At 65.0% G+C, this 25,673-nt stretch carries 23 protein-coding genes; 18 read left to right on the forward strand and 5 right to left on the reverse strand.

The genetic code is table 11. From position 1 onward, the window contains the following. The first annotated feature begins 20 nt into the window (after positions 1 to 20). The 9 genes from ACLIMP_RS21315 to ACLIMP_RS21355 all read left to right on the forward strand — a co-directional run bounded on the left by ACLIMP_RS21315 (position 21) and on the right by ACLIMP_RS21355 (position 11,290). Positions 21 to 335, forward strand: coding sequence for a hypothetical protein (locus ACLIMP_RS21315; RefSeq protein WP_324699752.1), 315 nt, complete (start codon positions 21 to 23; stop codon positions 333 to 335). Continuing rightward, on the forward strand, positions 332 to 670 hold the full coding sequence (locus ACLIMP_RS21320) for a DUF3325 domain-containing protein (RefSeq protein WP_185999882.1): 339 nt from the start codon (positions 332 to 334) through the stop codon (positions 668 to 670). The genes ACLIMP_RS21315 and ACLIMP_RS21320 overlap by 4 nt, the downstream gene beginning before the upstream one ends. Then, positions 670 to 1,368, forward strand: a complete 699-nt coding sequence (locus ACLIMP_RS21325; protein ID WP_324699753.1) for an energy transducer TonB family protein — start codon at positions 670 to 672, stop codon at positions 1,366 to 1,368. Before ACLIMP_RS21320 ends, ACLIMP_RS21325 begins: the two co-directional genes overlap by 1 nt. 54 nt (positions 1,369 to 1,422) lie before the next feature. After that, on the forward strand, positions 1,423 to 2,367 hold the full coding sequence (locus ACLIMP_RS21330; protein WP_324699754.1) for a bifunctional helix-turn-helix transcriptional regulator/GNAT family N-acetyltransferase: 945 nt from the start codon (positions 1,423 to 1,425) through the stop codon (positions 2,365 to 2,367). Positions 2,368 to 2,512: 145 nt separating this feature from the next. Further along, positions 2,513 to 3,934 carry a serine hydrolase domain-containing protein gene (locus ACLIMP_RS21335; protein WP_443478282.1) on the forward strand — a complete coding sequence of 474 codons (1,422 nt, stop codon included), beginning with the start codon at positions 2,513 to 2,515 and terminating at the stop codon, positions 3,932 to 3,934. A gap of 153 nt (positions 3,935 to 4,087) precedes the next feature. Beyond that, positions 4,088 to 5,086, forward strand: coding sequence for a dipeptide epimerase (locus tag ACLIMP_RS21340; RefSeq protein ID WP_132469209.1), 999 nt, complete (start codon positions 4,088 to 4,090; stop codon positions 5,084 to 5,086). A gap of 194 nt (positions 5,087 to 5,280) precedes the next feature. Further along, on the forward strand, positions 5,281 to 7,977 hold the full coding sequence (locus ACLIMP_RS21345; RefSeq protein ID WP_324699756.1) for a TonB-dependent receptor domain-containing protein: 2,697 nt from the start codon (positions 5,281 to 5,283) through the stop codon (positions 7,975 to 7,977). A gap of 51 nt (positions 7,978 to 8,028) precedes the next feature. Then, the gene (locus ACLIMP_RS21350; RefSeq protein ID WP_443478283.1) at positions 8,029 to 9,972 is read left to right on the forward strand and encodes a serine hydrolase domain-containing protein; all 1,944 of its coding nucleotides are present in this window, start codon (positions 8,029 to 8,031) and stop codon (positions 9,970 to 9,972) included. A 4-nt stretch (positions 9,973 to 9,976) separates the two neighbouring features. Beyond that, positions 9,977 to 11,290, forward strand: a complete 1,314-nt coding sequence (locus tag ACLIMP_RS21355) for a peptide MFS transporter (protein ID WP_185999888.1) — start codon at positions 9,977 to 9,979, stop codon at positions 11,288 to 11,290. A 247-nt stretch (positions 11,291 to 11,537) separates the two neighbouring features. Here the strand turns inward: ACLIMP_RS21355 and ACLIMP_RS21360 are convergent, their stop codons facing one another. After that, positions 11,538 to 12,206 carry a helix-turn-helix domain-containing protein gene (locus tag ACLIMP_RS21360; protein WP_054435981.1) on the reverse strand — a complete coding sequence of 223 codons (669 nt, stop codon included), beginning with the start codon at positions 12,204 to 12,206 and terminating at the stop codon, positions 11,538 to 11,540. A 208-nt stretch (positions 12,207 to 12,414) separates the two neighbouring features. Between ACLIMP_RS21360 and ACLIMP_RS21365 the strand changes: the two genes are divergently transcribed. The 4 genes from ACLIMP_RS21365 (at position 12,415) to ACLIMP_RS21380 (ending at position 15,553) form a co-directional block, all read left to right on the forward strand. Then, positions 12,415 to 13,311, forward strand: a complete 897-nt coding sequence (locus ACLIMP_RS21365) for a LysR family transcriptional regulator (protein WP_443478284.1) — start codon at positions 12,415 to 12,417, stop codon at positions 13,309 to 13,311. Positions 13,312 to 13,439: 128 nt separating this feature from the next. Further along, positions 13,440 to 14,417, forward strand: coding sequence for an alpha/beta fold hydrolase (locus ACLIMP_RS21370; protein WP_324699759.1), 978 nt, complete (start codon positions 13,440 to 13,442; stop codon positions 14,415 to 14,417). A 24-nt stretch (positions 14,418 to 14,441) separates the two neighbouring features. After that, the gene (locus ACLIMP_RS21375) at positions 14,442 to 15,071 is read left to right on the forward strand and encodes a pyridoxamine 5'-phosphate oxidase family protein (RefSeq protein ID WP_054435979.1); all 630 of its coding nucleotides are present in this window, start codon (positions 14,442 to 14,444) and stop codon (positions 15,069 to 15,071) included. Beyond that, the gene (locus tag ACLIMP_RS21380; RefSeq protein WP_443478285.1) at positions 15,071 to 15,553 is read left to right on the forward strand and encodes a nuclear transport factor 2 family protein; all 483 of its coding nucleotides are present in this window, start codon (positions 15,071 to 15,073) and stop codon (positions 15,551 to 15,553) included. Before ACLIMP_RS21375 ends, ACLIMP_RS21380 begins: the two co-directional genes overlap by 1 nt. Positions 15,554 to 15,562: 9 nt before the next feature. Here ACLIMP_RS21380 and ACLIMP_RS21385 read toward each other — a convergent pair whose 3' ends face one another. Both ACLIMP_RS21385 and ACLIMP_RS21390 read right to left on the reverse strand, forming a co-directional pair. Next, complete coding sequence (locus tag ACLIMP_RS21385) at positions 15,563 to 15,973, reverse strand: hypothetical protein (RefSeq protein ID WP_324699762.1); 411 nt, start codon at positions 15,971 to 15,973, stop codon at positions 15,563 to 15,565. A gap of 271 nt (positions 15,974 to 16,244) precedes the next feature. Beyond that, the gene (locus ACLIMP_RS21390) at positions 16,245 to 17,033 is read right to left on the reverse strand and encodes a MipA/OmpV family protein (protein WP_443478286.1); all 789 of its coding nucleotides are present in this window, start codon (positions 17,031 to 17,033) and stop codon (positions 16,245 to 16,247) included. Between the two features lie 224 nt (positions 17,034 to 17,257). On the opposite strand from ACLIMP_RS21390, the gene ACLIMP_RS21395 reads away from it, so the two are divergent. From ACLIMP_RS21395 to ACLIMP_RS21415, 5 genes are all read left to right on the forward strand, one after another. Further along, on the forward strand, positions 17,258 to 17,824 hold the full coding sequence (locus ACLIMP_RS21395; RefSeq protein ID WP_443478287.1) for an RNA polymerase sigma factor: 567 nt from the start codon (positions 17,258 to 17,260) through the stop codon (positions 17,822 to 17,824). Between the two features lies 1 nt (position 17,825). After that, the gene (locus ACLIMP_RS21400) at positions 17,826 to 18,773 is read left to right on the forward strand and encodes a FecR family protein (RefSeq protein WP_443478288.1); all 948 of its coding nucleotides are present in this window, start codon (positions 17,826 to 17,828) and stop codon (positions 18,771 to 18,773) included. Continuing rightward, positions 18,760 to 21,156 carry a TonB-dependent receptor gene (locus tag ACLIMP_RS21405; RefSeq protein ID WP_443478289.1) on the forward strand — a complete coding sequence of 799 codons (2,397 nt, stop codon included), beginning with the start codon at positions 18,760 to 18,762 and terminating at the stop codon, positions 21,154 to 21,156. Before ACLIMP_RS21400 ends, ACLIMP_RS21405 begins: the two co-directional genes overlap by 14 nt. 86 nt (positions 21,157 to 21,242) lie before the next feature. After that, complete coding sequence (locus ACLIMP_RS21410; protein ID WP_054435988.1) at positions 21,243 to 21,563, forward strand: hypothetical protein; 321 nt, start codon at positions 21,243 to 21,245, stop codon at positions 21,561 to 21,563. Between the two features lie 36 nt (positions 21,564 to 21,599). Next, entirely contained in the window at positions 21,600 to 22,088 is a 489-nt protein-coding gene (locus ACLIMP_RS21415; protein WP_443478290.1) for a cysteine hydrolase family protein, read from the forward strand. Between the two features lie 203 nt (positions 22,089 to 22,291). Here the strand turns inward: ACLIMP_RS21415 and ACLIMP_RS21420 are convergent, their stop codons facing one another. Beyond that, positions 22,292 to 22,651, reverse strand: coding sequence for a hypothetical protein (locus tag ACLIMP_RS21420; RefSeq protein ID WP_443478291.1), 360 nt, complete (start codon positions 22,649 to 22,651; stop codon positions 22,292 to 22,294). A 91-nt stretch (positions 22,652 to 22,742) separates the two neighbouring features. Continuing rightward, positions 22,743 to 25,538, reverse strand: coding sequence for a M14 family metallopeptidase (locus ACLIMP_RS21425; RefSeq protein ID WP_443478292.1), 2,796 nt, complete (start codon positions 25,536 to 25,538; stop codon positions 22,743 to 22,745). Between the last annotated feature and the right edge of the window lie 135 nt (positions 25,539 to 25,673).

The following is a 25,673-nucleotide window of genomic DNA, read 5'->3' on the forward strand; positions in this document are numbered from 1 at the left end:
GCATGAAAATGAGCGAGCGAGTGAAAGAAGTCGCATCGAGAGCCTCGACCCGGCACCGCCTGTCCGTCGCAAGCCGCGTAGCGGCAGCCGTCCCCGGCGCATACACCCTGACGGCGATCATGGTGATGCTGGCCGCCCAGATGCTGCTACGCGCGGGTATCGGCCCAGCGGAAGCTGTGCTGGCCGCCACCATTCCCGCCTTTCTCGTCTATGCGGCGATGGTCTGTGCGGTTTTCCACGCCAGAAGCGCCGCGCGGGCCTGGGCATGGCTGGCAGGCGCTGCAGCCCCCATCGGCGCACTGTTGTGGATCATGACCGGGCCGGTGCTGCGATGATGCCCGTTGCAAGCCTGCTTCTCTGCCTTGCGGCCTTCGCGGTACTGGCAATGTCCCTGCCGCGCCACCACCGGGACGTGCTCGGCACGACGCCTGCCCCACGGCGCGAACGCAGCCTGAAAGGGCTTGGTTGGGCGCTGCTCTCCTTGTCACCCGTGCCCTTGACGATAGGCACGGGGATATCGATCGGCATCGCCTTCTGGTTCGGCACGACCACGCTCGCGGCCCTGCTGATTGCCATCATACTCGCCTATCGCCCGCGCCTCCTCGTGCCCGTCGGTGTTTCGTCGGTCCCGCTGGCCCTTGCCGCTTTCTGCCTTTCCCGGGGACTGTGATGCCAACGATCCGAAATCCACATGAAAGCTGGCAGGGTGGCAGCCGGACCAAGGGCCTGCTGATGACCATCATGGTCTACGTCGTCCTGCTCGGCCTGTTCTTCGCCCAGTGGCACGCACGCACCCGGCCCGTACCGCCGGTCAGCCTGAGCGCATTCAACGTGGCTCCCCCGGCCTCGCCGCCGGAACAGCCGCGCGAAGTGCCGCCCGGCCCCGAACAGGTCGAGGCGAAGGAAAAGCCCGCGATCGACGCGGTTCCCGATCTGCCGCCGCCCGAAATCCAGATCCCGGCGCCTCGCCCGCTGCCTGCCGAGAAGCCTGCCGATGTTTCGGATCCCGCGCCCCCTGTGGAAAGGACCACCGCCCCAGAAGTGCGCCCCGCGCCGCCGGCCCAGCAGGCGAGCAACGATAAAGCCGCCTGGGAAGGCCTGATTCTGGCAGCGTTGAACAAGGTCAAACGCTATCCGCGAGAAGCACAGTTCCGCCGCCAGCAGGGCGTTCCCTATATTCGCTTCGCGATCGACCGGAACGGCAAGGTGCTGTCATCCGCGCTCGAACGATCATCGGGCATGAGATCGCTCGACGAGGAAGCCGTGTCGCTCCCGAAGCGCGCCCAGCCCCTGCCCAAACCTCCCGAGGAAAGGAAAGGTGCCACCATCGAACTCGTTGTCCCGGTGGAGTTCTTCCTGGCCCGATGAGCATCGCGACCGGCCATAGTTGACTCAGTCAACATTATGGCGATACCTGCGTTCATGGGCAACACAATCGAAACCGTTCGCACCTTCAATCGCTTTTTCACCCGCCACGTCGGCGCCATCGACGAGCGCTTCCTGGGCACGGAGACGAACCTTCCCGAAGCCCGCCTGCTGTTCGAGATCGCCCGCCGCGAACCCGTTCTGGCAAACCAGCTTCAGGACGCGCTCCGCCTCGATCGCGGGTATCTGAGCAGGATGCTCGGCCGGTTCGAGGAACGGGGCTGGATCGCGCGACACCGCACGGAAGCCGATGCGCGCGCTCGCCCGATAAGCCTGACCGCTTCCGGCCGCGCCGCGTTCGACCTGATCGACGAAAAGCAGCGCTCGGCGATCGGGGAGGATCTGGAGCGGCTGAGCACGATGGAACAGGGCGATCTCGCCGTGGCGCTCTCCCATGCCCGGCTGCTGCTGGACGACAAGGCAGCGGACACGTTCACGATACGGCCGTTCCGCACCGGGGAAGTGAGCCAGATCGCGGCACGGCAGTCGGTTCTCTATGCGCAGAGCCACGGCTGGAAGCATCAGTTCGAAAGCCTGGTCGTTGACACCGCCGCGGCTTTCCTGCGCAATTTCAAGCCGGGGCGCGAGCAATGCTGGGTCGCTGATATTGACGGAGTCATGGCCGGAGCCGTCTTCCTGACCGATGAAGGCAGCGGCATTGCGCGGTTGCGCCTGCTCCATGTCGAACCGTTCGCGCGGCGACGCGGCATCGGCGATGCGCTGGTGCGCGGATGCATCGGGTTCGCGCGGGAGAAGGGCTATTCGCGGATCAACCTCTGGACCCAGACCAGCCTGGAATCCGCTCGGCGCATATACGCCCGGCTTGGATTCACCTGCATCTCCACCGAGGTGCATCATGAATTCGGCGAACCCGTGCAGGGGGAGGCCTGGATGCTGGAGCTAGCCAATCCTGCGAATCCCGAGCACATAATTTCCAAATGAGTTGAATTTCTCTAATTAGAGAATATTATCCACCCACCATGTCGAGTCTCGTTCCGTGCGCAGGACGCGCGAAGCGAGGCTCGGTACAACTGGAAGGGGATGACGCAAGCCAAGCCGCGCGCCCGCTTCAAGGGGGTGTTACTTGATGATCCGCTTCCCACACCATTCCGCGCTTACCGGCCTTGCCCTGCTGCTGGCCACGCCGGCTTTCGCGGCTGCGCCGCCGATTACGGGACCGGCAGACCTCGGCACTGCAGTCTCGGCACAAGTCGCCTGCGCAGGGATTTTTGTGTCCGGCCGCGCCGAAGCCGATGTCCTGCGCGACGATGTTCGCGCGCTCGCACCCTTCACGCAGGGCATCTCGCTGGCGGTCGACCGCGAGGCAAGAACGGTAACGGCAAGCACCAGCGGCGGCGCGCCGCGCACGGCCTTCTATCGCCCGGCGGCAGGCTGCACCTTGCTCACCGGGAACCTTTCGCCCGCCGCGCTCGATGCCCAGACGGCCAGGCTGGGTGCGGCATGGACCGGCACTGAAGGACCATGGCCGCAGCCCAAGACCGCGCCCGCGAAGATGGTCGGCGGCGCGCTGGAAAGCGCCGTTGCCGCCGCATTCGACGGCGCGAACACCGGCGGCTATCCCGACACCCGGGCCGTCGTCGTGATCCAGCACGGCCGCATCCTCGCCGAGCGCTATGCACCGGGGTTCGACCGCAACACCCGCTTCCTCGGATGGTCGGCCACGAAAAGCGTCATGGGCACGCTGGTCGGCATCCTGGTCGATGAAGGCAAGCTCCGCCTCGACGCGCCGGCCCCCATCGCGGAATGGCAGAAGCCCGGCGATCCCCGCGCCGCCATCACCTTGCGCCAGTTGCTCAACATGACCAGCGGCCTGGCCTTCGAGGAGCCCTATCGGCCTGGCAGCGATTCCATTCGCATGTTGTTCCAGGCCGGAAACATGGCATCCGTCGCCCTCGCCCGCCCCGCCGAACATGCTCCGGGATCGAACTGGAGCTATTCCTCCGGCACCAGCAACATCCTCTCCGAAATCGTCTTCCGCGCCACCGGCGGCACGCTGGAAGGCATGACGCGCTTCGCCCGCGAGCGTCTGTTCGATCGGGCCGGAATGACCAGCTTCCTGATCGAACCGGACGAAAGCGGCGTGATGGTCGGCAGTTCCTATGGCTATGCTACCGCGCGCGATTGGGCCCGGTTCGGCCTGCTTTACCTGAACGACGGAAAGGCGAACGGCAAGCGGCTGCTATCCCGCGACTGGGTCCGGTTCGCCAGAACGCCTTCGGATGGCGCGCGCCAATTCTACGCCGGGCAGTTCTGGCTCAACCGCAGCGACGAGAACGGCCCGAAAAGCACCTATTTCAGGAACCTTCCCGGCGATGCCTTCATGGCGATGGGCCACAACAGCCAGATGATCATGGTGATCCCCTCACGCGATACCGTGATCGTCCGGCTGGGCTGGACGCCAGAAGGGCAGTCTTTCGATTACGACAAGTATCTGGCTCCGATCGTGGCGGCGTTGCCCGCCTCCGGATTGGCCGTGTCCGCGCGATGACCTGACGCCGCCCGCGTTCCGCGCGGGCAAGTTCGCCCCGATCCAGCCCCGCCACTCCCTGCGACGTGCCCGGACTATCCGGGCGCGAACGGTTTGTCGCGCCTGCATGGCCCGGCGGGACGGCGTGGTTTTCGAAATCATGGAGACTATCTGATGCATCCCCTCAAGCTCGGCGTTTCGGTTGAAACGCTCCGCCTCGCCGAACCCTTCCGCATCTCCGGCCGCGAGATCGACAGCGCCGACGTAATCGTCATCACTCTCGACGACGGCCGACATCAAGGCCGGGGCGAGGCCACCGGCGTCTACTATATGGGGGACGAGATTCCGCAAATGCTGGCCGCACTCGAACAGGCGCGCGCAGCCATTGAGGCGCATCCCGGACGCGAAGCGCTGCGCTCGATCCTGCCGGCAGGCGGCGCACGCAATGCCGTGGATGCTGCGTTGTGGGATCTGGAAGCACAGCGATCGGGCATGCCTGCATGGCAGCTGGCCGGGCTTGCCAGGCCCGCTCCGTTGCAGACGACCTTCACCATAGGCGCCGACGAACCGGCGGAAATGGCCGTGCGCGCAAAGGCCTATACCCATGCGCGCGCCATCAAGGTCAAGCTCACCGGAGAGTTGCCGCTCGATATCGCCCGGATCAGGGCGATCCGGGAGGTGCGGCCTGACGTCTGGCTCGGTGTCGATGCAAACCAGGGATTTTCCATCGGGGACATGGACGCGCTGGTTGCGGCAATGGTGGAGGCGCGGGTCTCCCTGATCGAACAGCCTCTCGCCCGCGGGCGAGAGGCAGACCTCGACGGGTATCGTTCGCCGATCCCGATCGCGGCGGACGAAAGCGCGCTGACCCTCGCGGATGTGCCGGGGCTGAAAGGCAGGTTCGACGTGATCAACATCAAGCTGGACAAGTGCGGAGGCCTGACAGAGGGCCTGCTGATGGCCGCCGCCGCGCGCGAGGCGGGGCTTGGCGTCATGGTCGGCTGCATGGTCTGTACCAGCCTCGGAACCGCGCCGGGTTTCCTGCTGGGGCAACTCTGCGACCTGGTCGATCTCGATGGCCCCCTGTTCCTGAAGCAGGACCGCCAGCCCGGCGCCATTTACGAAGACGGCACGATCCGATGCGACGAGGCCGTCTGGGGCGGCGTGCGATGACGCCGCCCTTCTGGAGCCATCAATTTCTCTGAAATGACATTTATGTCTCATTTAGGATTGCAATGTCCTTTATGAGGTGTTCATATCCATGCAGTGAATCGAAGGGTTCGGTCGCGCACATCAAACAATGGCGGACACGCGCATACCGGCTCGCCGGATGCACCCTTCGACACGTCCAAAAAGGGGGTTTGAGCATGAGGTCCGGAAAATTGATCTGGCTTGCCGGCACCGCGTTGGCGGGACTGGCAGGTGCATCGCCGTCGTGGGCGGAAGAAGCGCGACAGGACGGCCAGTCGGATATCATCGTCACGGGTTCGCGCATCCAGCGCCAGGGCTTCGATGCCCCCACACCCACGACCGTGCTCAGCGCCGAGGAGCTGCGGCAGGGCGACCGGCCCAGCCTGGCGCAGGCACTCAACGACATTCCGCAATTCCGCCCGACCCAGACCCCGGAAACGACCACCGCCAACGCCACGTCCGCCGCCTCTCCCGCCGACTTGCGCGGGCTGGGGCCGGTCCGCACGCTCACACTGCTGGACGGCCACCGCTTCACCGGCAGCGCGGACCTCAACAGCGTGCCGCAGAACCTCGTCAAGCGCGTCGATGTCGTGACCGGAGGCGCTTCGGCCGCATGGGGTTCGGGCGCTGTCGCCGGGGTCGTCAACCTCATCCTCGACGACGACCTGACCGGCGTGAAGATGGGCATGAACCAGGGCATATCCTCGCGCGGGGACGGTTACCGCTATGGCGGCGACATTGCCTGGGGGACGAAATTCGCGGGCGGGCGCGGGCACGTCATGGTCGGCGGTGAATATCTCGAGAGCAAGGGCGCGTTCGACCGCGCCTCGCGGCCCAACCTCAACGCCGGGCTGTTCCAGCGCGCCGATGGTCAGCTCGTGCTTGCAAACGACGTCAACCTGACTGTGCTCAACCGCGGCGGTTCGATCCTGGGCCTCACCGCGGCGCCCTACAACCTGGTGTTCAATCCTGACGGTTCGATCGGACCACTTCCGCTCGGCAGCGAGACTTACGGCCAGCAGACGACAGGCGGCGGCGGGCAGAGCCTCTACGACTACATGGCCGTCAGCGCGCCCTACAAGCGAACGAACCTTTTCGCTCGCGCCAACTACGATCTGACCGACGACCTGACGGTCTGGATCAACGGCAGCTACAACCGGATGGCGGCGAACTACGCCTTCTTCCCGGAAACCTCGGTTTCGGTGGTGATGCCCGACAACGCCTTCCTCACCGACACCGCCAGGGCGCAACTCTCCGCCGCGGGCGTATCCACGCCCTTCGTGCTCGGCCGCATCCTTGATGACGTCGGCAAGGACCGCATGCTGACTTTCGGCTATACCCGCCGCAACCTGGAAGGCGCGATAGGTCTCGATGGAAAGTTCGGCAACGGATGGAGCTACCGGGCCTATTACGACCACGGCGAACTGCGCAGCACGCAGACGCTTTCCAACCAGCGCATTACCGCGAACTTCGCCAAGGCCATCGATGCGGTTCTGGTGAACGGCACCGCGACCTGCCGGGTCAATGCCGATTCTGCGACCGCCAACGACGATGCAGCCTGCGTGCCGATCGATATCCTCGGCAACGGCAAGATCACCGAGGCCGGCGTCGCCTATGCCTTCGGTGCCGCTTCGCAGATCACCACGACGAAACTCGATACGGCGGGCGTCAGCCTGGGCGGACAGCCGTTCTCGACCTGGGCAGGCCCGGTGGATATCGCGCTGGGGGCGGATTTCCGCTGGGAGAAATTCGTCACGAATTCAACCGATGCCCTGTCTCTGGCTGGCGCATTCTCGACACTGAACTATGCCGCGACGAACGGCAGGTTCGATGTGCGGGAGTTCTTCGGCGAGATCAACGTGCCGCTGCTCGACCTGGCCGAAACCGCCCGGCTCGAAGTCAACGGCGCGGCACGCTATTCCGACTACAGCACCAGCGGCGGAATCTGGAGCTGGAAGACCGGCGGCACGCTGCGGCTGATGAACGACCTGCTGCTGCGCGCGGTCTATTCGCGCGATATCCGCTCGCCCAGCATCAGCGAGTACTACCTGAACCGGGCCACCAACATCAGTTCCGCGCTCGATCCCTACAACGGTAACACGGTGGCGCAGAACGTCGTCAGCTATACCGGCGGCGATCCCAGCCTTCAGCCCGAAGTCGCGCGCACGCTGACCCTGGGCGGTTCCTATTCCCCCCGCTTCGCACCGGGACTGCGGCTCTCGCTGGATTATTATCACATCAAGATCGACGATGTGATCGTGACCCTCCAGACGCAGGACGTGCTCAATCTCTGCGCCGCGCAGCATCCTGACGATGCCCTGTGCGGCGGGCTGATCACCCGCAACGCCAATGGCAGCCTGGCATCGGTACAGCGCAGCTTCCGCAATCTCGCGCAATACAGGACCAAGGGCCTCGACATGGAGGCCGCCTATCAGGTGCCGCTGGGCGATGGCCGCGTGACCCTGCGCGCGCTCGCGACCCATGTCATGGAACTACTGATCGACGACGGCGTCTCCGTGACCGATCGCGCCGGCATCGTCGGAGGCGATACCACGTTCTCGACACCGAAGTGGCGCGTGACCACATCGGCAGGCTATGACGACGACCGTTTCGGCGCCGACCTTCGCCTGCGCTATGTCAGCGGCGGTCGATATACCAATGTCACCGGCCCGAACGGCGAACTGCCTCTGGGCAACCGGATCGCCAGCCGCGCCTACGTCGATCTCGGATTGCGCTTCAAGGTCGGAACCTTCACGCTTTTCGGCAACATAAACAACCTGTTCGACCGCGATCCGCCGAGAACGCAATACAGCAATCCCAACTATGACGTGATCGGCCGCTATTTCTCCGGCGGAGTGCGACTGAACTTCTGAAACAGGGCGCGAGCCAACGAAGCGACAACCAAGGGGCGCAAGATCGTGCGAATGATGAAGTATCTGGCCGCCGGCGCACTCGCGCTTGCAGGCGGCGTGACCATGGCCGAAACCGCGCGGGTCGCGCCGCCGGTCGAAACGGCGCCCGTCGGCGGCTCACGCATCGATGGCGGGCACGTCCTCACGCGAGCGGACGCTGACGCCTGGCTCGACGGTTTCATGCCCTATGCACTCGCACGGGGAGATCTGGCAGGCGCGGTCGTCGTCGTCGTGAAAGACGGCGCCGTGCTGACCCAGCGCGGCTTCGGTTTTGCCGACATCGCCTCGCGCAGGCCGGTAGATCCGGCAAGAACCCTGTTCAGGCCCGGCTCCGTGTCAAAGCTCTACACCTGGACCGCCGTGATGCAGCAGGTCGAAGCCGGACGGCTGGATCTCGACGCGGACATCAACCGCTATCTCGACTTCAGGATTCCGCCCTTCGAAGGGAAGCCGATCACCCTGCGCAACCTGATGACCCACACTTCGGGCTTCGAAGAGGCAGGGCGCGGCCAGATCCTCGCGGACGATGCGATCCTGCCGCTCGAAACCGTCATCAAGCGCTGGACGCCGCACCGGGTCTATGCTCCCGGATCGACGCCTGCCTACTCGAACTACGGCGCGGCGCTGGCCGGGTACATCGTGCAGCGCGTGTCGGGAATGCCGTTCGAAGACTATATCGAGCAGAACATCTTCCGGCGCCTCGGCATGAAGTACGCCACGTTCCGCGAACCGCTGCCTGCCGCGCTCAAGCCCTTCATGGCGACAGGCTACGACCTGGCATCGGGCGATCCCAAGCGGTTCGAGACCGTATCGATGACACCGCCCGGCGCCGCCTCCATCAGCGGCGGCGAGATGGCGAAGTTCATGATCGCACACCTCGATCAGGGCGGCCCCCTGCTCCGGCCCGCAACGGCGAAACTGATGCATTCGCCCGCCAACGAACCCCTGCCCGGCATCAACCGCATGATGCTCGGCTTCTACGAACAGAAGATCAACGGCCGCAGCGCCATCGCCCATGCCGGCGACCTGCAATGGTTCCATTCGAACCTTGTGCTGTTTCCCACAGAGCGTGTCGGCATCTTCGTTTCCCTGAACGCCATGGGCAAGGACGCGGCGGCCGGGGTTGTCCGCAATGCCGTGGTCAGGCAATTCGCCGATCGCTACTTCCCGGCACCGCCCGCGCCGGCGCCCAGAGATCTCCCGACCTCCCGACAGGACGCGGCACTTGTTGCAGGCACTTATGCGACGACCCGCACCCCGGTGGACAACTGGGCCGCGATGATCGGCTTCGCAACCCAGATCAGGGTCGGCACGGACAGGGACGGCAAGCTCTCGGTCCCGGCGTTCAAGTCCATCGGCGGCGCGCCCCGCCACTGGATCGAAGTGGCCCCCTTCGTCTGGCAGGCCGCCGAAGACGGCGAACGCTTTGCCGCGCGGGTGGAAAACGGCAAGGTCACGCGCGTATTCTACGAACCGGTCGCGCCGTTCATGGTCTGGGACCTGGTTCCCTGGTATCGCGACAGCGCATGGCTTCTGCCGCTTTCCGGCGCCGCGCTGGCGATCATCCTGCTCACCGCCCTCGCCTGGCCGATCGGCGCCATCGCCCGCAAGCGCCATGGCGCAAAGCAGACGCTGGCAGGCCGCGACCTCATCGCCTGCCGGGCCGTCGCAATCGGTGCGTGGCTGGTTCCGCTTCTGCTCGGAAGCTGGGGCTTCGTGATCGCCCGCGTGACCAAACTCGTCACCCCCGGTGCACTGATCCTGTTCAACCAGATCGTCGGTGCACCGCTGTTCCTCGGTTTTGCCGCGCTCACCGCCTGGAACCTGCTCCTCGTGTGGAAAGGGAAGCGGGGCTGGTTCCCGAAAACGTGGAGCGTGCTGCTCCTCCTTTCCGCGCTGACCATTCTCTGGCTGGCCGTGGCGATCCACCTGATAAGCTTCGGCGCCGACTGGTAAGGTCATGCACGGAAAACCTGCACCCACGGCGGCGACGCGCAACTGGTTCGGCCAGCCGCCGGGGCTGACCGTCCTGTTCCTCACCAACATGTGGGAGCAGTTCTCCTACTTCGGCATGCGCGCACTGCTGGTCTACTACATGACCCGGCAACTCATGCTGAGCCAGGGGCAGGCCTCGTTCGTCTACGGCGCCTATACGGCCTGCGCCTATTTCACACCCATCGTGGGCGGGATGATCGCGGACCGCTGGCTGGGCAAGCGCCGCGCAGTCACGCTGGGTGCCACGATCATGGCGACCGGGCATTTCATGATGGCGTTCGAGCCGCTGTTCTACGTGGCGCTGGCAACGATCGCGCTGGGCAACGGCCTGTTCCTGCCCAGCCTGCCCAGCCAGATCAACGACCTCTATGCACCCGGCGATCCCCGGCGCGGCTGGGCCTACAACGTCTATTACCTCGGTATCAATATCGGCGGCTTTCTGGCGCCATTGATCTGCGGCACGCTGGGCGAGATCTACGGCTGGCACTACGGCTTCGGCGCGGCCGGGATCGGTATGTTCGTGGGCCTGCTCATCTACCTCGCAGGCCAGCGCCACCTGCCGCCCGAGCGGTCACCGCAAGCCGGAGCAGACGAGAGCGAGACCGTAACCGGGCCGGCCGACTATCGCCGCACATGGTTGGTCCTGGCCGCCGTGGGCCTTTGCGTGACCGTATTTCGCGGCGCCTACGAACAGGTAGGCAATACCGTTGCGCTCTGGGCCGACAGCGGGATCGACCGTCGCCTCGGCAGCCTGACCATTCCGATGACATGGTTCCAGTCGCTCAATCCCCTGCTGGTCATGATGCTGACGCCGCCGTTACTCTCGATGTGGCGGCGGCGGGCAGAGCACGGCCGAGACACAGCGCCAGCACGGCGCATGATGCAGGGCGCGTTGATCGTCGCCATGGCCTATGCCCTGCTCGCGGCCGTTGCCTGGCAGGCGGGCAGCGGGAAGGCGGACTGGCTTTGGCTGGTGCTGTTCTTCGCGCTGTTCACGGCGGGCGAACTGTTCATCCTGCCGACCGGCCTCGGCCTGTTCGCGCGCCTCGCCCCGCCGCGCCTCGGGGCGACCACCGTGGCGGCTTGGTACCTCGCGATCTTCGCCGGCAGCCTTGGCGCAGGTCTGGTGGGAACGCTGTGGAGCCGCATGGGCCATGGCACCTACTTTGCCCTGCTCGCCGTGATCGCCGTGATCGCCGCAGTGCTGCTTCGCCTGCTCGACCCGGCCGTTCGCCGCGTCGCAGAGGAACACCGCACGGGAGGCCGGACGGATGCATGAGAGTATGTCCCGAATAGACCCAGGACATCGACAGGCGCCCCCTCGTCATCCCCCGGCCTGTCTCCTGTTCCCCAGCGATACGGCCGGTACCATCGAGGCTTGCAACCACCAACTCGGCGCATAAACTGAGGGCGCTGGAATATGCCTATGTTTCAAGGCCAATCGACGCAACTTAGGCCTTTTTTGTAAGTGCCGAAGCAACGCCCCGAATAGCGCCGCTCATGAGTTTACGGCCCAAGCCGGCGGCTCATTCCTTGCGCGAGGCCCGCTTTTTCTGCGCCGTTTCATCGCCGGAAGCCGTTTTGCGCTGCGCCTCGTGGATCAGGCTGGACAAGTCCTCCTCGGCGCTGGACATGACACTGACGATCGTCGTCTCCTTGTGCCCCGGCGCGCAGACATAGGCGTGGCCCATGCCGGAATCGATATAGATCGATTCTCCCGCCTTCAGTTCCAGCGGCTCGTAGAACTCGGTGTGGACAGTGATCGCACCATCGACGACGAAGATGAACTCCTCGCCCGAATGTCGCAGCAATTGGCCGAATTCGCCAAGAGACTGCGCATGGATGCGGGAGATCACCGGGACCATCCGTTTCTGGCGCAGTTCGGTGCAGAGGTAGTAGTATTCGTAGTTGGGCGTATCGACCCGCACGGCCCGGTCCAGCGTTCCCACGCTGCGACGCCCCATGATCGTTGCCGGCGCGCCTTCTCCCTCAGCGAAGAGGTCTGCGATGCTGATGTTCAGCCGCTCGCCCAATTGCTGGAGCTTGTCGTAAGTCAGCGAGAGGCGGTCGTGCTCCACCTTGGACAGGGTAGAAACGGGAATGCCGCAAAGCTCGCTCATTTCCTTGAGAGTCCAGCCATTCCGCGTGCGCAAGTCGGCGATTACCGCGCCCAAGCTTCTACGACCGCCTGCCATCCAAATCGCTCCCGCTCAAAAGCCCATCTAGGCGCATTTTGTCATAATTGGAAATTACCCCTTATCATCCGCCAGCAGTATTAGACAACGGAGAGGTTGCCGACCGGACATGCATATCCGGGGGGCGCACCTATCCAGTCTTGCACGCGGCATTGACCGTAAAGGCCATTTCCGCGCAACGTCCTGCTCTTTTCCAAGGGGGGATGGGTTGGACCGCTGGCAGGCCATGAAGATCTTCGTCAGGGTGGCGGAAGCAGAAAGCTTTGCGGAGGCCGCCCGGCAGTTGCGCATCAGCCCACCCGCGGTCACGCGGGCGATATCCAGCCTGGAAGACCAGATCGGGGTCAGGCTGCTCACGCGGACGACACGCTCGGTAAAGATGACCGAGGCAGGACGGCGATACTTCGAAGACTGCCGCCGCATCCTTGCCGACATTGCCGATGCCGAAGCCTCCGCCGCCGGTTCGCACGGCAATCCCACGGGCGCGCTCATCGTCACCGGGCCGGTCATGTTCGGGCGGATGCACGTGCTGCCCATCCTGCTCGAATATCTCGACCGCTTTCCAAGCGTGACCGGGCAGACCCTGTTCGTGGACCGCCCGGTGAACATCGTGGAGGAAGGCATCGATGTCGCGATCAGGATCGGCAACCTTCCGGACTCGGGCCTGAGCGCCACGCGGGTCGGTTGGGTCCGCCGGACGATCTGCGGAGCCCCGTCCTATTTCGAAAGGCATGGCGTCCCCCGCTCCCCGGCCGATCTTGCGCATCACCGGGTCATCATGCCGACCGGTGCCTGGGTATCCCCCGAATGGCACTTCGGTGCGGATAGCCGCACGAGTGTCACCGTCCACCCGCGCCTGCTCTGCAACACTAACGAAGCCGCCATTTCGGCGGCAGAACAGGGATGGGGAATTACCCGCGTGCTGTCCTACCAGGTCGCTCCGGCACTGGCGGCAGGCCGTTTGCAACCGGTACTCGAAGACCATCTGGAAAGCCCGATCCCCGTTCACGTCGTTCATGCCGCAGGGCGACACGCCACCGCCAAAGTGCGGGCCTTCGTCGATCTCGCAGTCGAGAGACTGCGCGGCAACAGCCTTCTTCTCTGATCCGATTGTTCCGAATAATGAAATAATTACTTCCAAATCCAGCGAATTAACGCGGGTGATCGCAGCAATTACATTTTCCACCAGAGGCTGACGCAGATCGCGCAGCGGCACTGAACAAGGTGGAAGACATGACCAAGCGACTGATCCTTTCCCTGATGCTGGCGACTGCCGGTATCGCCGCGCCGGCAAGCGCGATGGCTGCCCCCACGCGGGATATCGCGGCGACGAGCATCGCGCCTGCAACCGTCCACTACCGCTCGGCGACCATCGACGGGGTGAAGATGGCCTACCGGGAAGCCGGTCCAGCCGATGGACCGGTCGTGCTGTTGCTGCACGGTTTCCCCACCAGCTCGCACATGTTCCGCAACCTCATCCCGCTGCTCGCCGATCGCTACCATGTGATCGCGCCTGACTATCCCGGCTTCGGACAGAGCGATGCGCCCGATCACGAGCAGTTCACCTACAGCTTCGGCCATTACGCCGAGATGGTGGATGCGCTGATGGGGCAGCTCGGTGCGCAGCGCTATGCCATGTACGTCATGGATTATGGCGCGCCGGTCGGCTACCGGCTGGCGATCAAGCATCCCGAGCGGGTCAGCGGGCTGATCATCCAGAACGGCAATGCCTATGACGAAGGGCTCGGCGCCTTCTGGGACCCGATCAAGGCCTATTGGAAGAGCGGATCGGCCAAGGACCGCGCAGCGCAGGCCTGGCTGGTGACGCAGAAAGCGACCATATTCCAGTACACCGACGGCGTCAGCGACCTGTCGCGCATCAGCCCGGACAACTGGGTGCACGACCAGGCCCTGCTCGACCGCCCGGGCAACAAGGATATCCAGCTCGACCTGTTCTACGACTATCGCACCAATGTGCCGCTCTATCCGCAGTTCCAGCAGTTCTTCCGCGAGCGCAAGCCGCCGACGCTGATCGTCTGGGGCAAGAACGACACGATCTTCCCCGAGCCGGGCGCCCATCCCTACTTGCGCGATCTGCCCGAGGCGGAACTCCACCTTTTCGACACCGGGCATTTCGCTCTCGAGGACAAGCTGGACGAGATGGCCCCGCTCATCCGCAACTTCCTCGACCGCAAGGTTGCGCCCCGCTGACCGCCCTCACATCGGAGACACATCATGTCTTACGGATTTCTGGATATAGCCATGACGCCCAGCGTCCGCGCGGCCCAGGCGGAAATGGGTGCCGACCGGCAGTGGGCCCACTTCGAAGGCGACCGCGAATTCGACCGCTTCACCAGGAACGAGGCCGCCTTCATCGCCGCGCGCGACAGCTTCTACATGGGATCGGTGTCGGAAGACGGCTGGCCCTATGTCCAGCATCGCGGCGGCCCCGCCGGGTTCCTCAAGATGGTGGACGAACGGACGCTGGCATTCGCCGACTATCGCGGCAACCGCCAGTATATCAGCACGGGCAATCTCGCCGCGAACGACCGGGCCTGCCTGATCCTGATGGACTACCCCAGGCGCATGAGACTCAAGATCTACGCGCACGTCGAAAAGCTGTCGCTTGACGCGGATGCGGCGCTGACCGATCTCGTGCTGGACCCCGGCTACAAGGCGCGGCCGGAACGGATTTTCCGGCTGCGGCTGGAAGCGTTCGACTGGAATTGCCCGCAGCACATCACCCCGCGCTTTACCGAACAGGAAATCGAACAGGCGCTGAGGCCGCTGCATGAGCGCATGGCCGAGCTGGAAGCGGAGAATGCCGCCCTGCGCGGCAGGCTCGAAGAGCAAGGAGAAGCATAATGGACGATACCCTCGCACAACCCCGCCCGCCGCTGCCGCCTTTCACGCTCGAAACCGCGACAGAAAAGGTACGCCTTGCCGAAGACGGCTGGAACAGCCGTGACCCCGGCAAGGTCGCGCTGGCTTATACGCCCGACAGCGTGTGGCGCAATCGCGCCGAATTCGTGAACGGCCGCGCGGCCATTGTCGCGTTCCTGGCCCGCAAGTGGCAGCGTGAGCTCGACTATCGGCTCATCAAGGAACTATGGGCCTTTCGCGATAATCGCATCGCCGTGCGCTTCGCCTATGAATGGCATGACGACAGCGGCAACTGGTTTCGGTCCTACGGCAACGAGAATTGGGAGTTCGGCGAAGGCGGGCTGATGCAAAAGCGCTTCGCCTGCATCAACGACGCTCCGATCTCCGAGGCCGACCGCCGGTTCCGCTGGCCGCTCGGCAGGCGGCCGGATGAACACATGAGCCTTGCCGAACTCGGCATGTGACCCGTTTTCCTAGCGGCACGTCACATTGCCGCGGTCCAGCTCCCTGCCCAGCAATGCACCGCCGCCCGCAGCGGCCAGCGATTCAAGCGTCCGGCCGCCGGCCAGCTTGGCGAGGATCGCACCGCCCACGGCGCCCACGACCAGACCCGTAGTGCCATCACTGCGGCGGCAGTAGGCGCGGCCGTCACGGCCCCTGAACACGGTATCGCGGCGCGAGAGGCGGCGTTCGCCGGTCTTCACCGGGGCATAGGCCCTGGACGGCTCCCAGTCGCGGCGATCGCCGTGCCAACCGCGATCGAGGTTCTCCGTGCGGCCGTGCCGGGCATCATCCTGCGGGTTCCAGCCCTGCGCCTGCGCGCCGGGCGCTGCGAAACCCAGTCCGAGCATGGCGGCGCACGAAAGGATCTTGAATCGGTTCATCGCATAATCCTGAAAATCGAAGCGCCGGGGTGAAGGTGCACGAGCGGGCCGCGCGAGCACGGCCCTCTCCGTTGCGAACCGTCCAGACCTTCCGGGCGGACCTTGGTCCGCTGCGACCCGGAAGGCTCGGGGGTGGAGCGGGGAGCAAGGCCTCGGACTATCGCTGACGTGCTCATGCACCTTCACCCCAAAGACACCGCCGGAGAGCTTCATCCTCACGGAAAAATCCATACCCCCCGACTTTTCCCGCGAGCCGGGGAGCGGACGGGGTTCAATTCCGGCCGAAACGATAGGTCAGAGAGAAGAAGCCGGACGGCTGGGTTCGATGCGCCACCAGCGGGCTGTCCTTCGCGTCACCCAGCAGCGTGACGAGCCCGCCCGAAGCGCTGGCGGCAATGCGATCGGTCAATCGATAAATCACGGTGACCGTCGCGGCGGCATCCTTGAAACCGCTGCCGGCGCGATAGGCCTCGACCCCGGAAGCCTGGGACTCACGCTCGGTGATGCCGAAATAGCGGTCGTTGTGCTTGCGATCGCCCCAGGTGGTGACGACTGCCGGGATCACGGCCACCCGCCGGGACAGGTTCACGGGATAGGCCAGGCTGGCATCGGCAACGACGCCGCGAGTGCCGCCCACGAAACCCTGGGTTCCGCCCAGCGTGGCGACGAAACCGCCTGCCCTGACCCTGGCGAAGATCCTCGCCCCCGCGCCGTAATCCACCCCGCGCACGCCCTCCGGCACATCGCGCCGCCGATAGCCGGGCATCATCGCGATGCTGGCCCCGATGCTGACGTCCCGCGTTTCGATCGCCGTGGCGCCGATCCCGTCCCTGAGGTTCGCGAAGAAGCGGCCGGAGGCGATGTCGAGAGCGGGCAGCGGCAGCACGCGGTACTTGTCGGCCCCCTGATAGACCGGCACCACGGCAGCGCCCATCCCGACGATGATGTGATCGGCACTGTAGGGCGGCGGGCTTTCGTTATCCTGCGCCAGCGCGGGCACGGCCGACAGGGCCGCGGAAAGGCCGGCGGCCAGGCCGAGTGAACGGATTTCCAGAATCATCAGAGACTTCCATCATGAACTTGCGACAAACGTGTTCGGGCGCGCCGTTTCGGCGGTCCCCTGACTTAGATGCCGCGCCCTTGGCATTCCTCACCGGAAAGTTCCTTCCCCGGCGAGGGCATGGCCCCTGCACGCATTACGGGATGATTGGAAAACGGTTGTGGGGCAATCTGCGCGGCGCTAGGCTCGTCGCCATTGAGCCTCCGGGAACGACCCACAACATCATGGAAAACAACGGTCTGATCGAGGCCTTTCTGGCCTTGCGGGCCGCCCTGATGCGTCATCTTGCGATCCAGGGGGCCACGCCCGACGAGGCGGAGGATATCCTTCAGGACATAAGCCTCAAGATATCCGACCGGCAACCTGACGGCGTGGAACAGCCCAGGGCCTACCTCTACAGGATGGTCCAGAACCACTTCATCCTGCATCGGCGCAGCGCCGGCCGCAGGGCGCGCCGGGACGAGGCATGGGTCGGCGCGAATACCGGCGATCCGCCCGAGATCGACGAGACGCCCTCGGTCGAGACCAGGATGATCGCCCGCGAACAACTGGCCATGCTCCAGGCAACGCTGGACCGCCTGCCCGAACGCACGCGGACGATCTTCCGCCGCTTTCGCATAGATGGCGTCCCCCAACGCCATATCGCGGCCGAAACCGGGATCAGCGTCAGCGCCGTCGAGAAGCATCTGGCGCGCGCCTATGAAGCCATCGCCGCAAAAAGACGCCGCATGGATGAGGCGGCGGCAGGGTCACGGCATCTCAGGAACGAGGAGACCCTTCGTGGAAAGTGAGATGGACGAAACGGTTCGGCACAAGGCGATCGCATGGTTCGTCCGTCTGAAGGATGGCGGCGACGACGATTGGTTCGCGTTCGAAGCCTGGCTTGCCGAAGACCCGGCCCATGTCGCCGCGTTTCACCGGATCGAGGATATCGATCTGGACCTCGATCCGGTGATAGGCGACGTCGATTTCCGGGAAGCGGCGAACGACGACGACGAGCCGCCCGTTGCCTCTCCCTCGCGCCGCCGATGGCTGGTGGGCGGCGCCATCGCCGTAGCCCTGGCACTCGCCCTGGCCATGGCGCCGCGGCTGACCTCGGACCGGTACGACGTCTATTCCCGGCCTGGCGAAATCCGGGTCGTCACGCTGGATGCGGGCACGCGCGTCACGCTCAATGGCGACAGCCGGATGACGTTCGACAGGAAGGATGCCCGCTTTGCGGCCCTGGCCTCGGGCGAAGCCCTTTTCGAGGTTCGCCACGATCCTGCCCGTCCGTTCCGGCTGGAAGTGGGCGGCAAGATCGTCGAGGACGCGGGGACGGTGTTCAACGTCGCCTACGAAAAAGATGCGATCCGGGTGGCGGTGGCGGAAGGCAAGGTCGTCTACGATCCCGGTTCGGCGCAGACGGCTCTCGGCGCCGGGGAAGCCCTCGAAGCGACTGGCGGACAAGGGAAAATCACCGTATCCCCGGCCGACAGCGCCGTGATCGGTACCTGGCGAAAGGGGCAGCTGACCTATTCCGGCGCCCCGCTCTCGCTTATCGCCAGCGATCTTTCCCGTGCGCTGGGGGTGAAGATCCGGGCCGATGCCTCGGTCGCGTCGCGCCCCTATTTCGGCACCATCGCCGTGCGGCGCGGCGATCCTTCGCAGCTCGGCGATCTCATGACGGCGCTCGATGTCGTCGCCGTGCCCGAAGGAAACGGCAAGGTAATGAAACCCAGGGGCGATGATCGACGCTAGAAGCCGCCGCATTCACCTTGCGGCGGCCCTCCTTGCCGCAGCCGCCCCGGCCCCGGGCAAGGCCGAGACTTTCCGGGTTCCGGCAGGACCATTGGAAGATGTGATGGCCGCGCTGGGGCAGCAGGCCGGGGCGACGGTGATCCTCGCCGATCGCGACCTTGCCCGCGTCCGCTCGCCGGGTGTGGACGCCAGCCTGCCCCTGCCTGCCGCGCTCAGGCGGGCCCTGCGGGGAACCGGCGGCGAGGCCGTGTTCATCGCCCCCCGGACCGTGCGGATCACGAAAGGCAGGATGCCCGAAGCGGCCAAGCCGCCCGCCTCACCGGTCGCACCCGAACCTGCCGGAAACGACGACCCGGAGCCGCCGCAAGACATCCTCGTCACCGCCAGCAAACAGGGCATGTCGCTTGGCACCTACCCCGGATCGGTGAAGGTCGTACGGATAGACGGCGGCTGGTTCTCCTCACAGGCGGCCGACGGCAGTTCCGCGATCACCCGGATGACCCCGCTGCTCGGTTCGACCAACCTCGGCAACGGGCGAAACAAGCTGTTCATTCGCGGAATCGCCGACAGCAGCTTCAGCGGCCCGACCCAGGCGACGACGGGCGAATACCTTGGCGACGTGCGGCTGACCTACAATGGCCCCGACCCCGACCTCAACCTCTACGACATGCAGAAGTTCGAGGTGCTCGTCGGCCCGCAGGGCACGCTTTACGGGCCAAGCGCGCTGGGCGGCATCCTCCGCCTCGTTCCGAACGCCCCCGACATGGCCGACCTTTACGGCAGCGCGAGCATGGGGATAGGCGCCACCCGGCACGGCGCGGCCAGCACCGATGCGGCCGGGATGATCAATGTCCCGCTGAACGACCATGCGGCGGTGCGCTGGGTGGTATTCGCGGGGCGCGCCGGCGGCTATATCGATGCGCCGGCACAGGGCCGGAACAATATCAACGACACCGCCAGCTACGGGCAACGGCTCACCGCACGCTTCGAGAACGTCGGGGCATGGACCATCGAGGTCGGCAACGTGTTCCAGAACTTCAAAAGCGGCGACGGGCAATACGTGCTCCGGCAGGACCCGCCGTTCACCCGCTCGGGATCGGTGCCCCAGCCGTTCCGGAACAATTACCGCCTGCTGTTCGTCACCGCACGCCGCCCGGTCGGCAATGCCGAACTGACCACGGTGACTTCGCTGGCGCGGCAGGACCTCTCGACCGTTTTCGATGCGACGGGCTATGTCGGCGCGCCTGCGGTGACACGGCTGGGCGAGGAGCAGCAGGTAACGCTGATCTCCCACGAGACACGCCTTGCCGGGGGCGGTTCCCGTTCTCCCTGGATCGCGGGCCTGGCGATGACGCGGAGCGCGAACCGCCGGTCACTGGCCATCGGCGGCGCGGATAGCTGGGACCGGAGCGCCGGGCTGCAGGACGACCAGTTCGAAGGCGCGATCTTCGCACAAGCCTCGTATCCCCTGCTGCCTTCGCTCACGGCAACCGCGGGCTCGCGGCTGACGATCGCACGCAGCAGCCGCAGGGGTATCAACGTCGAGCCTGAGGCCGGGGAAATAGGCGGCAGCACCGGCACGACGCAAAGGTTCTCGGGCACGCTGGGGCTGGTGTGGGAGGCCGGTCCGGCACTTTCGATATTCGCCGATTATCGCCACGGATATCGCCCCGGGGGCTTCGGCTTCACATTGCAGAACAACGGCACCGACGATGCCGTGCTGACGAAGAGGTATCTTCCCGACGATCTCAGGATGTTCGAACTCGGGTTCCGGTGGGGCCAATACGACGGCAGCCCCTTGCGTCTGGAAGCCACCCTGTTTTCCGTTGACTGGCACAACATCCAGGCGGATCTCGTGGGGCCATATGCGATCCCCTACACGACGAACATCGGCAGGGGCCTGGTGCACGGGCTCGATGTCGAACTGGCGGTTCGGCCGGTTTCCTCGATCACCCTGACCGCCTCCGCCTTCCTGAACCGAAGCCGCCTGCGCGAACCGGCCGGCGGGTTCGCCACAAACGGTATCGACGCGCAGGCCTCGCTCCCCAATGTGCCCAGCCGGGGCGGCCGTATCTCGGCCTCATGGGAAACGACCTGGGCATCGCGGACCGGGCTAAGGCTGGAAGCGGCGTTCCGCTATGTCGGCCCCTCGCGGCTTGGCGTCGGCTCCTACCTCGACATTCCCCAGGGCGATTATCTGGCCGGCGACCTTGCCGCACGCCTTGACCACGACAGGCTGGGCCTGTCGCTGACGATCGCCAATGTCACGGATTCGCACGGCAACACCTTCAGTTATGGCAACCCGTTCGGCGTCGGGCAACGAGACCAGATCACGCCGCTGCGCCCCCGCACGATCAGGATCGGAATGACCCGCGCATTCTAGGCTTACGACCTCGGCGGCGTGGACGAGTTCCGCTTCGCCCGATTAGCGTGATGGTGTTCGGCCGTAACCATGCTAGAGGCCTCGAAATGCTTCACAACAACAGGCTTGCCGGTTCGGTCATCGTTGACGGGCTTCAATATGACTGGGAACTCCGACGCGAGCCGCAGTGGAGCGATTTCGACGGCTGGAGGGGCATGACCGTGTCCCTGCTACAGAAGAACACCCAGCGCGGCGCACTGCTGGAATTCCCGCCGCCGAAGCGCCTTCTCAAAGGCCTGCAACGGGGTCGTCTCCAGATCAGCGACGCGATCGTCACACGGGGAATCCGCGCTGCCCTGATGGCCGGATGGGAGCCGGAATCCCGAGGAAAACCGATGGTCTTCGTGGTCGACGCCGACGGGAACTAGGGTAGCTTTTTTGCGCGGCGCCCGTTAATCCGGTTCATGGAACAGGCCCTTCTCGTCATCGACATACAGCCAAGCTTCAACCCGCCCCAATGGCTGGTCGAAGGCGCAGCGCAACTCGCGCGCACCATGCGCTCCGTGGCGACGGTCGAGCGGCATGACGAAACCGTCACGCCGTTCTGGAAACAGTTGGGATGGAAACCGGCGCCCGATGATCAATCGCTGGTCGAAACCGGCAGACTATTCGCAAAGCACGGCTACTCGCCGCCGCCGGAACTGATCCGCCATCTGAAAGACGAAGGGGTCGAGCGCGTGCTGGTGTGCGGCATCCAGGCGGATACCTGCTGCCTTGCCGCGGGCTTCATGTTGTTCGACGCCGGCCTGCATCCCACGATGCTGAAGTGGCTGACGGTCGGATCCTCGCTGGACCGGTCCGCCGCGCTGGGAGCCCGGCTTTGGCGGCACCACTTCGGCCAAGGCTCGGTACTGGAATCGCCACAGGAACTCGAAGCCCTGATGCACGGCTAGCGCCGCGCGGCCCGCCATTGCCGGATGGTCATGCCGTTTCCTGAGGACCGGCGATACCTGAATGGCAATATGGGCCATCGCGGGGTCGGCGTGGAGCCGTGCCCCGGATCACGTCCCGGGTGCCGGTGTTCTTCTATATCTCGTTGATATCATAGAATTTTTCCTGAGCGGTGCAGCAGGTTTTTCATCCCCCTGGGCAGCGATCACTGATAGCGCAGGGTCTTCTCGAAACCCTCGTTGGCCTTGGTCATCCTGGCCAGCTTTCGCAGTTGCCCGCGAACATGCCGCTCGAACCGGGCATCGTCGTAGATGCCAGTGACCCGGTACTCGTCCTGAGCGATCAGTTCCTTCAGACGCAGCGCAAACGCGGCCTGCTCGTTCGTGCAATCCGCCCCCTTCAGGGCACGGCAGACCCATTCCTCGGCAGCAGCCTTGTCATAGTCGTCCTGCGCCTCGTAGCCGCGCCTGTCCGCCGCAGCCTGATCCAGCTTCGAAGCCTCGAACCGGCGCTCCAGCCATTTGCGGACCTGTTCGCCATCCCATGCCTTCGACGGACTGTTCATCATATTCTCCAAACCTCGCCCGCCATAGCGCAAACCGATGGCACAAGCGAAGCCCGCAAGCCGCAAATCCGCATGAACTGCGCGGCCGGGGTCAGTTCCCCGGAACCGGCCCAGCATCGCTGCCCGACAGCAGCACGCCATTGAACAGGAACTTGAAGGTTGCGAAAGGCTGGCCTCGCTGGGTCACTTCCGGGCCCATCAGGAAGACCCGCCCCTTGCCGAGCCCGGCCTCGACGATGCCCGCCCCGCCGTTGAGCAGCTTCTGGCCCCAGGCCCAGCCGGAAACGAGCGGGTCGTCCTTGTCGAACCAGCTCACCTTGCGCACGGCGGGCCCGTCGGCGCGGAACACCGGGTTGTTGTTATAGAAGAGGTTGACCGTGGGCGCGACACCGAAGGCCAGAGGATCGCCGCTGTCGACTTGCGCGCTCAGGATCGATCCCGGGACGTAGAACGTATTGGCGGACACCCTCTTCGGCTTGCCGTCGCTCCCGCGCGGGGCAAGCAGGTTCGTGACGGGAACGCCGATCTGCTCGCCCATGCGCGTGGCATTGCCTACCGCGATGACGGTTCCGCCCGCCCTTGCGAAAGTGGCGACTTGCGGGAAGGTCTTCTCCGGCGTGATCGTGCCGAGCATCTTGCGATAGGCTGTCGGGATGGTTTCGGCATCGGGCTGCGGGCGCACGGGGCCTTCCTCCCGGCCGAGCACGTCGCTCTGGAAGACGAGCACATCGTATTTCGCTTTCAGCCCACCCTTGTCGAGCGCCTGTGGGTAGACCAGCTCGTAAGGGAATTCGTACTGCTCGAAAATCCAGCGCGTCCAGCCCGAGGCCATCGAGCCGCCGTATATATCGACGAGCCCGATCTTCACCGGCCTGATCGCAACCGCCTCTCCCCCTGGCCTGGCCGCGACGGCATGGGCATCGAGCCCGAGCGGGGCGACAGCGGCGGAGACGATGGCCTTCGCGCCGGCCGATGCGGGAATCCACAAGGCACCCGGGGCGAGCGTCTGCCCGTCCACGCTCAGGCCCTCCTTCATCCAGAACACCGGCAACCCTGCCTTCAGCAGGCGATTGGTGAGCGTGAAGCTGTTGTTCACCCCGTGATCGACGATCCAGCCCGCCCCGCCCGAGCCCAGCACCCGGCCCGGTGGCGGTGCGGCGATCTCTTCCGGCACGAGCGGGAACGCGGGCGGCGGCGCATCGAGCACGCGGTCGAACGCGACGTTCATCTGCAGGGCCAGGGTATAGCCGGTGATGTCATAGGGCTTGATCGGCGGGCCGCCGGCATAGGCGAAGTCCTGCGGATGGTCCTGCGGCTCGAACATGTCGAGCACGTGCGGACGGAACGCCTGATCGCTGCGCACGACATAGCTGCCCGCAGGATAGCTCCTGCCCTCGAAGGTGAAGGCGGACGGCGCCTGCTGCACCTCGATCCCGGTCTTGATGAGCGCATTGAGGAAACGCACCGTCGTCGGCATGTCCTGCTGCCGGTCCGCCGGTATGATGTAGGCGCGCGGCGCGCGTTTGTCGGGGGCGTTGAGCACGGTCTTGTAAAGGCTGGCGGGCACGACCTTCTCATTGCCCCAGCCGTAGCTGCCGATCTCGTCCGCCCCCGGCGGCGGCATCGTCCTGGCTGCTTCCCGTACTACATCCAGCCGCCGGGGGGTGACGACCCAACTGTCCGTGCTGCCCTTGGCGATCTGGTTCCGGCCCATGACATAGCGGTTGTACTGGATCGTTTCCCGATAGCGCGAGGCATAGTCGAGTATCGCCCGGTCCATCTCCTTCACGTAGTCCAGCGATTGCTGGAAGTGCCAGTCCTGCGGGGCGATCGGCAGAACCTCGTCCTGCCTTGGCAACTGGTTTTCGGGAACCAGCGGGATCTTCATCGGGGTGGGATTGCCGATGATCTCGGTCAGGATGCCGATCTGGTTGTGGAAGTAGCCGATGGTGCGGATGCCGCCGTTGAACCAGGTCGAATAGGGCGCGGCGGAACGCATCGCCGAACCGCCCATGCCCTTCGCCACCAACCGCGCATGCATCATCTGGCCGACCACGTCGGTCTGGTTGATGACGAGCGGTTCGTTGTTGAAGTTGTAGGGATCGCGGAACGGCGGAATGAACACCACCGCGCCCAGCGGCCCTGTCTGGTGCTGGTTGTAGAGGATCTGCGGGAACCACTCGCGATAGCCGGCGCGGTTCATGTTGGTCGTCTCGGGCTGGGTCGAGGCGAAGCTGTCGCGGTTGTTATCGTGGCCGATGTACTTCTGGTAAAGCACCGGAATCGAGTCCGTCGTCAGCTTGTGCGGATCGGCCATGTACCAGTCGGCGACGAGTTCCAGCCCGTCCGGGTTGGCGAAGACGAACAGCATGATGTCGTCGCCCAGCAGGCGCAGCGTCTCGGGATCGTTGCGCGTCAGCATCTCGTGGATGATCTGGACATGGCTCTGCGCGTTGACGATCTCGCTGGCGTGGAGCCCGGCGTCCATCCACACCATCGCCTTGCCCTCTGCGGCAAGCGTCTTCGCCGCTTCGTCGTCAAGGCCCTTGGCCAGCGCCAGCTGCTGCGCGATGCGGCGGTACTTGTCGAGGTTGCGGATGTTGTCCGGCGCGGAGACGACCGCCATGTACTGCTCGCGCCCCTCGGCAGTCTTGCCAATGGATACAAGCTTGATGCGATCGCTTTCCCGGGCGACCTGCATGAGCCAGGCGGAAATCCTGGTGTAGTCGGCCAGGAAGTAGTCGGCGCCCACCGTTCCGCCCACGACTTTCTCGGGCGCGGTGACGGCAGCACTCGTCGGCGCCGCATCCTGAGCCAGAACCGGCCCCGAAAGCACGAGCGGGAGCGAAAGACACGTGGCGGCAAGCAACAGGTTGCGACGGGACATGGCGTTACTCCGGATCGGTGAGCAGGCAAGGGGCGGCGGCGCTTCGAGAAGCGCGGCCCGAGCGGGTTTCGAAATCTGCGCGAATGAGGGAAAAAGCCGGGGCGGGCCTCTGGAAAAGGCCCGCCCCGTCAGGAT

This window comes from Novosphingobium aeonii, assembly GCF_052279045.1.
Classification (GTDB): domain Bacteria; phylum Pseudomonadota; class Alphaproteobacteria; order Sphingomonadales; family Sphingomonadaceae; genus Novosphingobium.

Excerpts from the sequence above, each read along its gene's own strand:
- ACLIMP_RS21345 (WP_324699756.1), top strand. The coding sequence starts at position 5,281 with ATGAGGTCCGGAAAATTGATCTGGCTTGCCGGCACCGCGTTGGCGGGA.
- ACLIMP_RS21380 (WP_443478285.1), top strand. The coding sequence starts at position 15,071 with ATGGACGATACCCTCGCACAACCCCGCCCGCCGCTGCCGCCTTTCACG.
- ACLIMP_RS21385 (WP_324699762.1), bottom strand. The coding sequence starts at position 15,973 with ATGAACCGATTCAAGATCCTTTCGTGCGCCGCCATGCTCGGACTGGGT.
- ACLIMP_RS21420 (WP_443478291.1), bottom strand. The coding sequence starts at position 22,651 with ATGAACAGTCCGTCGAAGGCATGGGATGGCGAACAGGTCCGCAAATGG.
- ACLIMP_RS21410 (WP_054435988.1), top strand. The coding sequence starts at position 21,243 with ATGCTTCACAACAACAGGCTTGCCGGTTCGGTCATCGTTGACGGGCTT.
- ACLIMP_RS21330 (WP_324699754.1), top strand. The coding sequence starts at position 1,423 with ATGGGCAACACAATCGAAACCGTTCGCACCTTCAATCGCTTTTTCACC.
- ACLIMP_RS21320 (WP_185999882.1), top strand. The coding sequence starts at position 332 with ATGATGCCCGTTGCAAGCCTGCTTCTCTGCCTTGCGGCCTTCGCGGTA.
- ACLIMP_RS21335 (WP_443478282.1), top strand. The coding sequence starts at position 2,513 with ATGATCCGCTTCCCACACCATTCCGCGCTTACCGGCCTTGCCCTGCTG.
- ACLIMP_RS21340 (WP_132469209.1), top strand. The coding sequence starts at position 4,088 with ATGCATCCCCTCAAGCTCGGCGTTTCGGTTGAAACGCTCCGCCTCGCC.
- ACLIMP_RS21360 (WP_054435981.1), bottom strand. The coding sequence starts at position 12,206 with ATGGCAGGCGGTCGTAGAAGCTTGGGCGCGGTAATCGCCGACTTGCGC.
- ACLIMP_RS21370 (WP_324699759.1), top strand. The coding sequence starts at position 13,440 with ATGACCAAGCGACTGATCCTTTCCCTGATGCTGGCGACTGCCGGTATC.
- ACLIMP_RS21390 (WP_443478286.1), bottom strand. The coding sequence starts at position 17,033 with ATGATTCTGGAAATCCGTTCACTCGGCCTGGCCGCCGGCCTTTCCGCG.
- ACLIMP_RS21425 (WP_443478292.1), bottom strand. The coding sequence starts at position 25,538 with ATGTCCCGTCGCAACCTGTTGCTTGCCGCCACGTGTCTTTCGCTCCCG.
- ACLIMP_RS21350 (WP_443478283.1), top strand. The coding sequence starts at position 8,029 with ATGATGAAGTATCTGGCCGCCGGCGCACTCGCGCTTGCAGGCGGCGTG.
- ACLIMP_RS21375 (WP_054435979.1), top strand. The coding sequence starts at position 14,442 with ATGTCTTACGGATTTCTGGATATAGCCATGACGCCCAGCGTCCGCGCG.
- ACLIMP_RS21395 (WP_443478287.1), top strand. The coding sequence starts at position 17,258 with ATGGAAAACAACGGTCTGATCGAGGCCTTTCTGGCCTTGCGGGCCGCC.
- ACLIMP_RS21400 (WP_443478288.1), top strand. The coding sequence starts at position 17,826 with ATGGACGAAACGGTTCGGCACAAGGCGATCGCATGGTTCGTCCGTCTG.
- ACLIMP_RS21325 (WP_324699753.1), top strand. The coding sequence starts at position 670 with ATGCCAACGATCCGAAATCCACATGAAAGCTGGCAGGGTGGCAGCCGG.
- ACLIMP_RS21415 (WP_443478290.1), top strand. The coding sequence starts at position 21,600 with ATGGAACAGGCCCTTCTCGTCATCGACATACAGCCAAGCTTCAACCCG.
- ACLIMP_RS21355 (WP_185999888.1), top strand. The coding sequence starts at position 9,977 with ATGCACGGAAAACCTGCACCCACGGCGGCGACGCGCAACTGGTTCGGC.
- ACLIMP_RS21405 (WP_443478289.1), top strand. The coding sequence starts at position 18,760 with ATGATCGACGCTAGAAGCCGCCGCATTCACCTTGCGGCGGCCCTCCTT.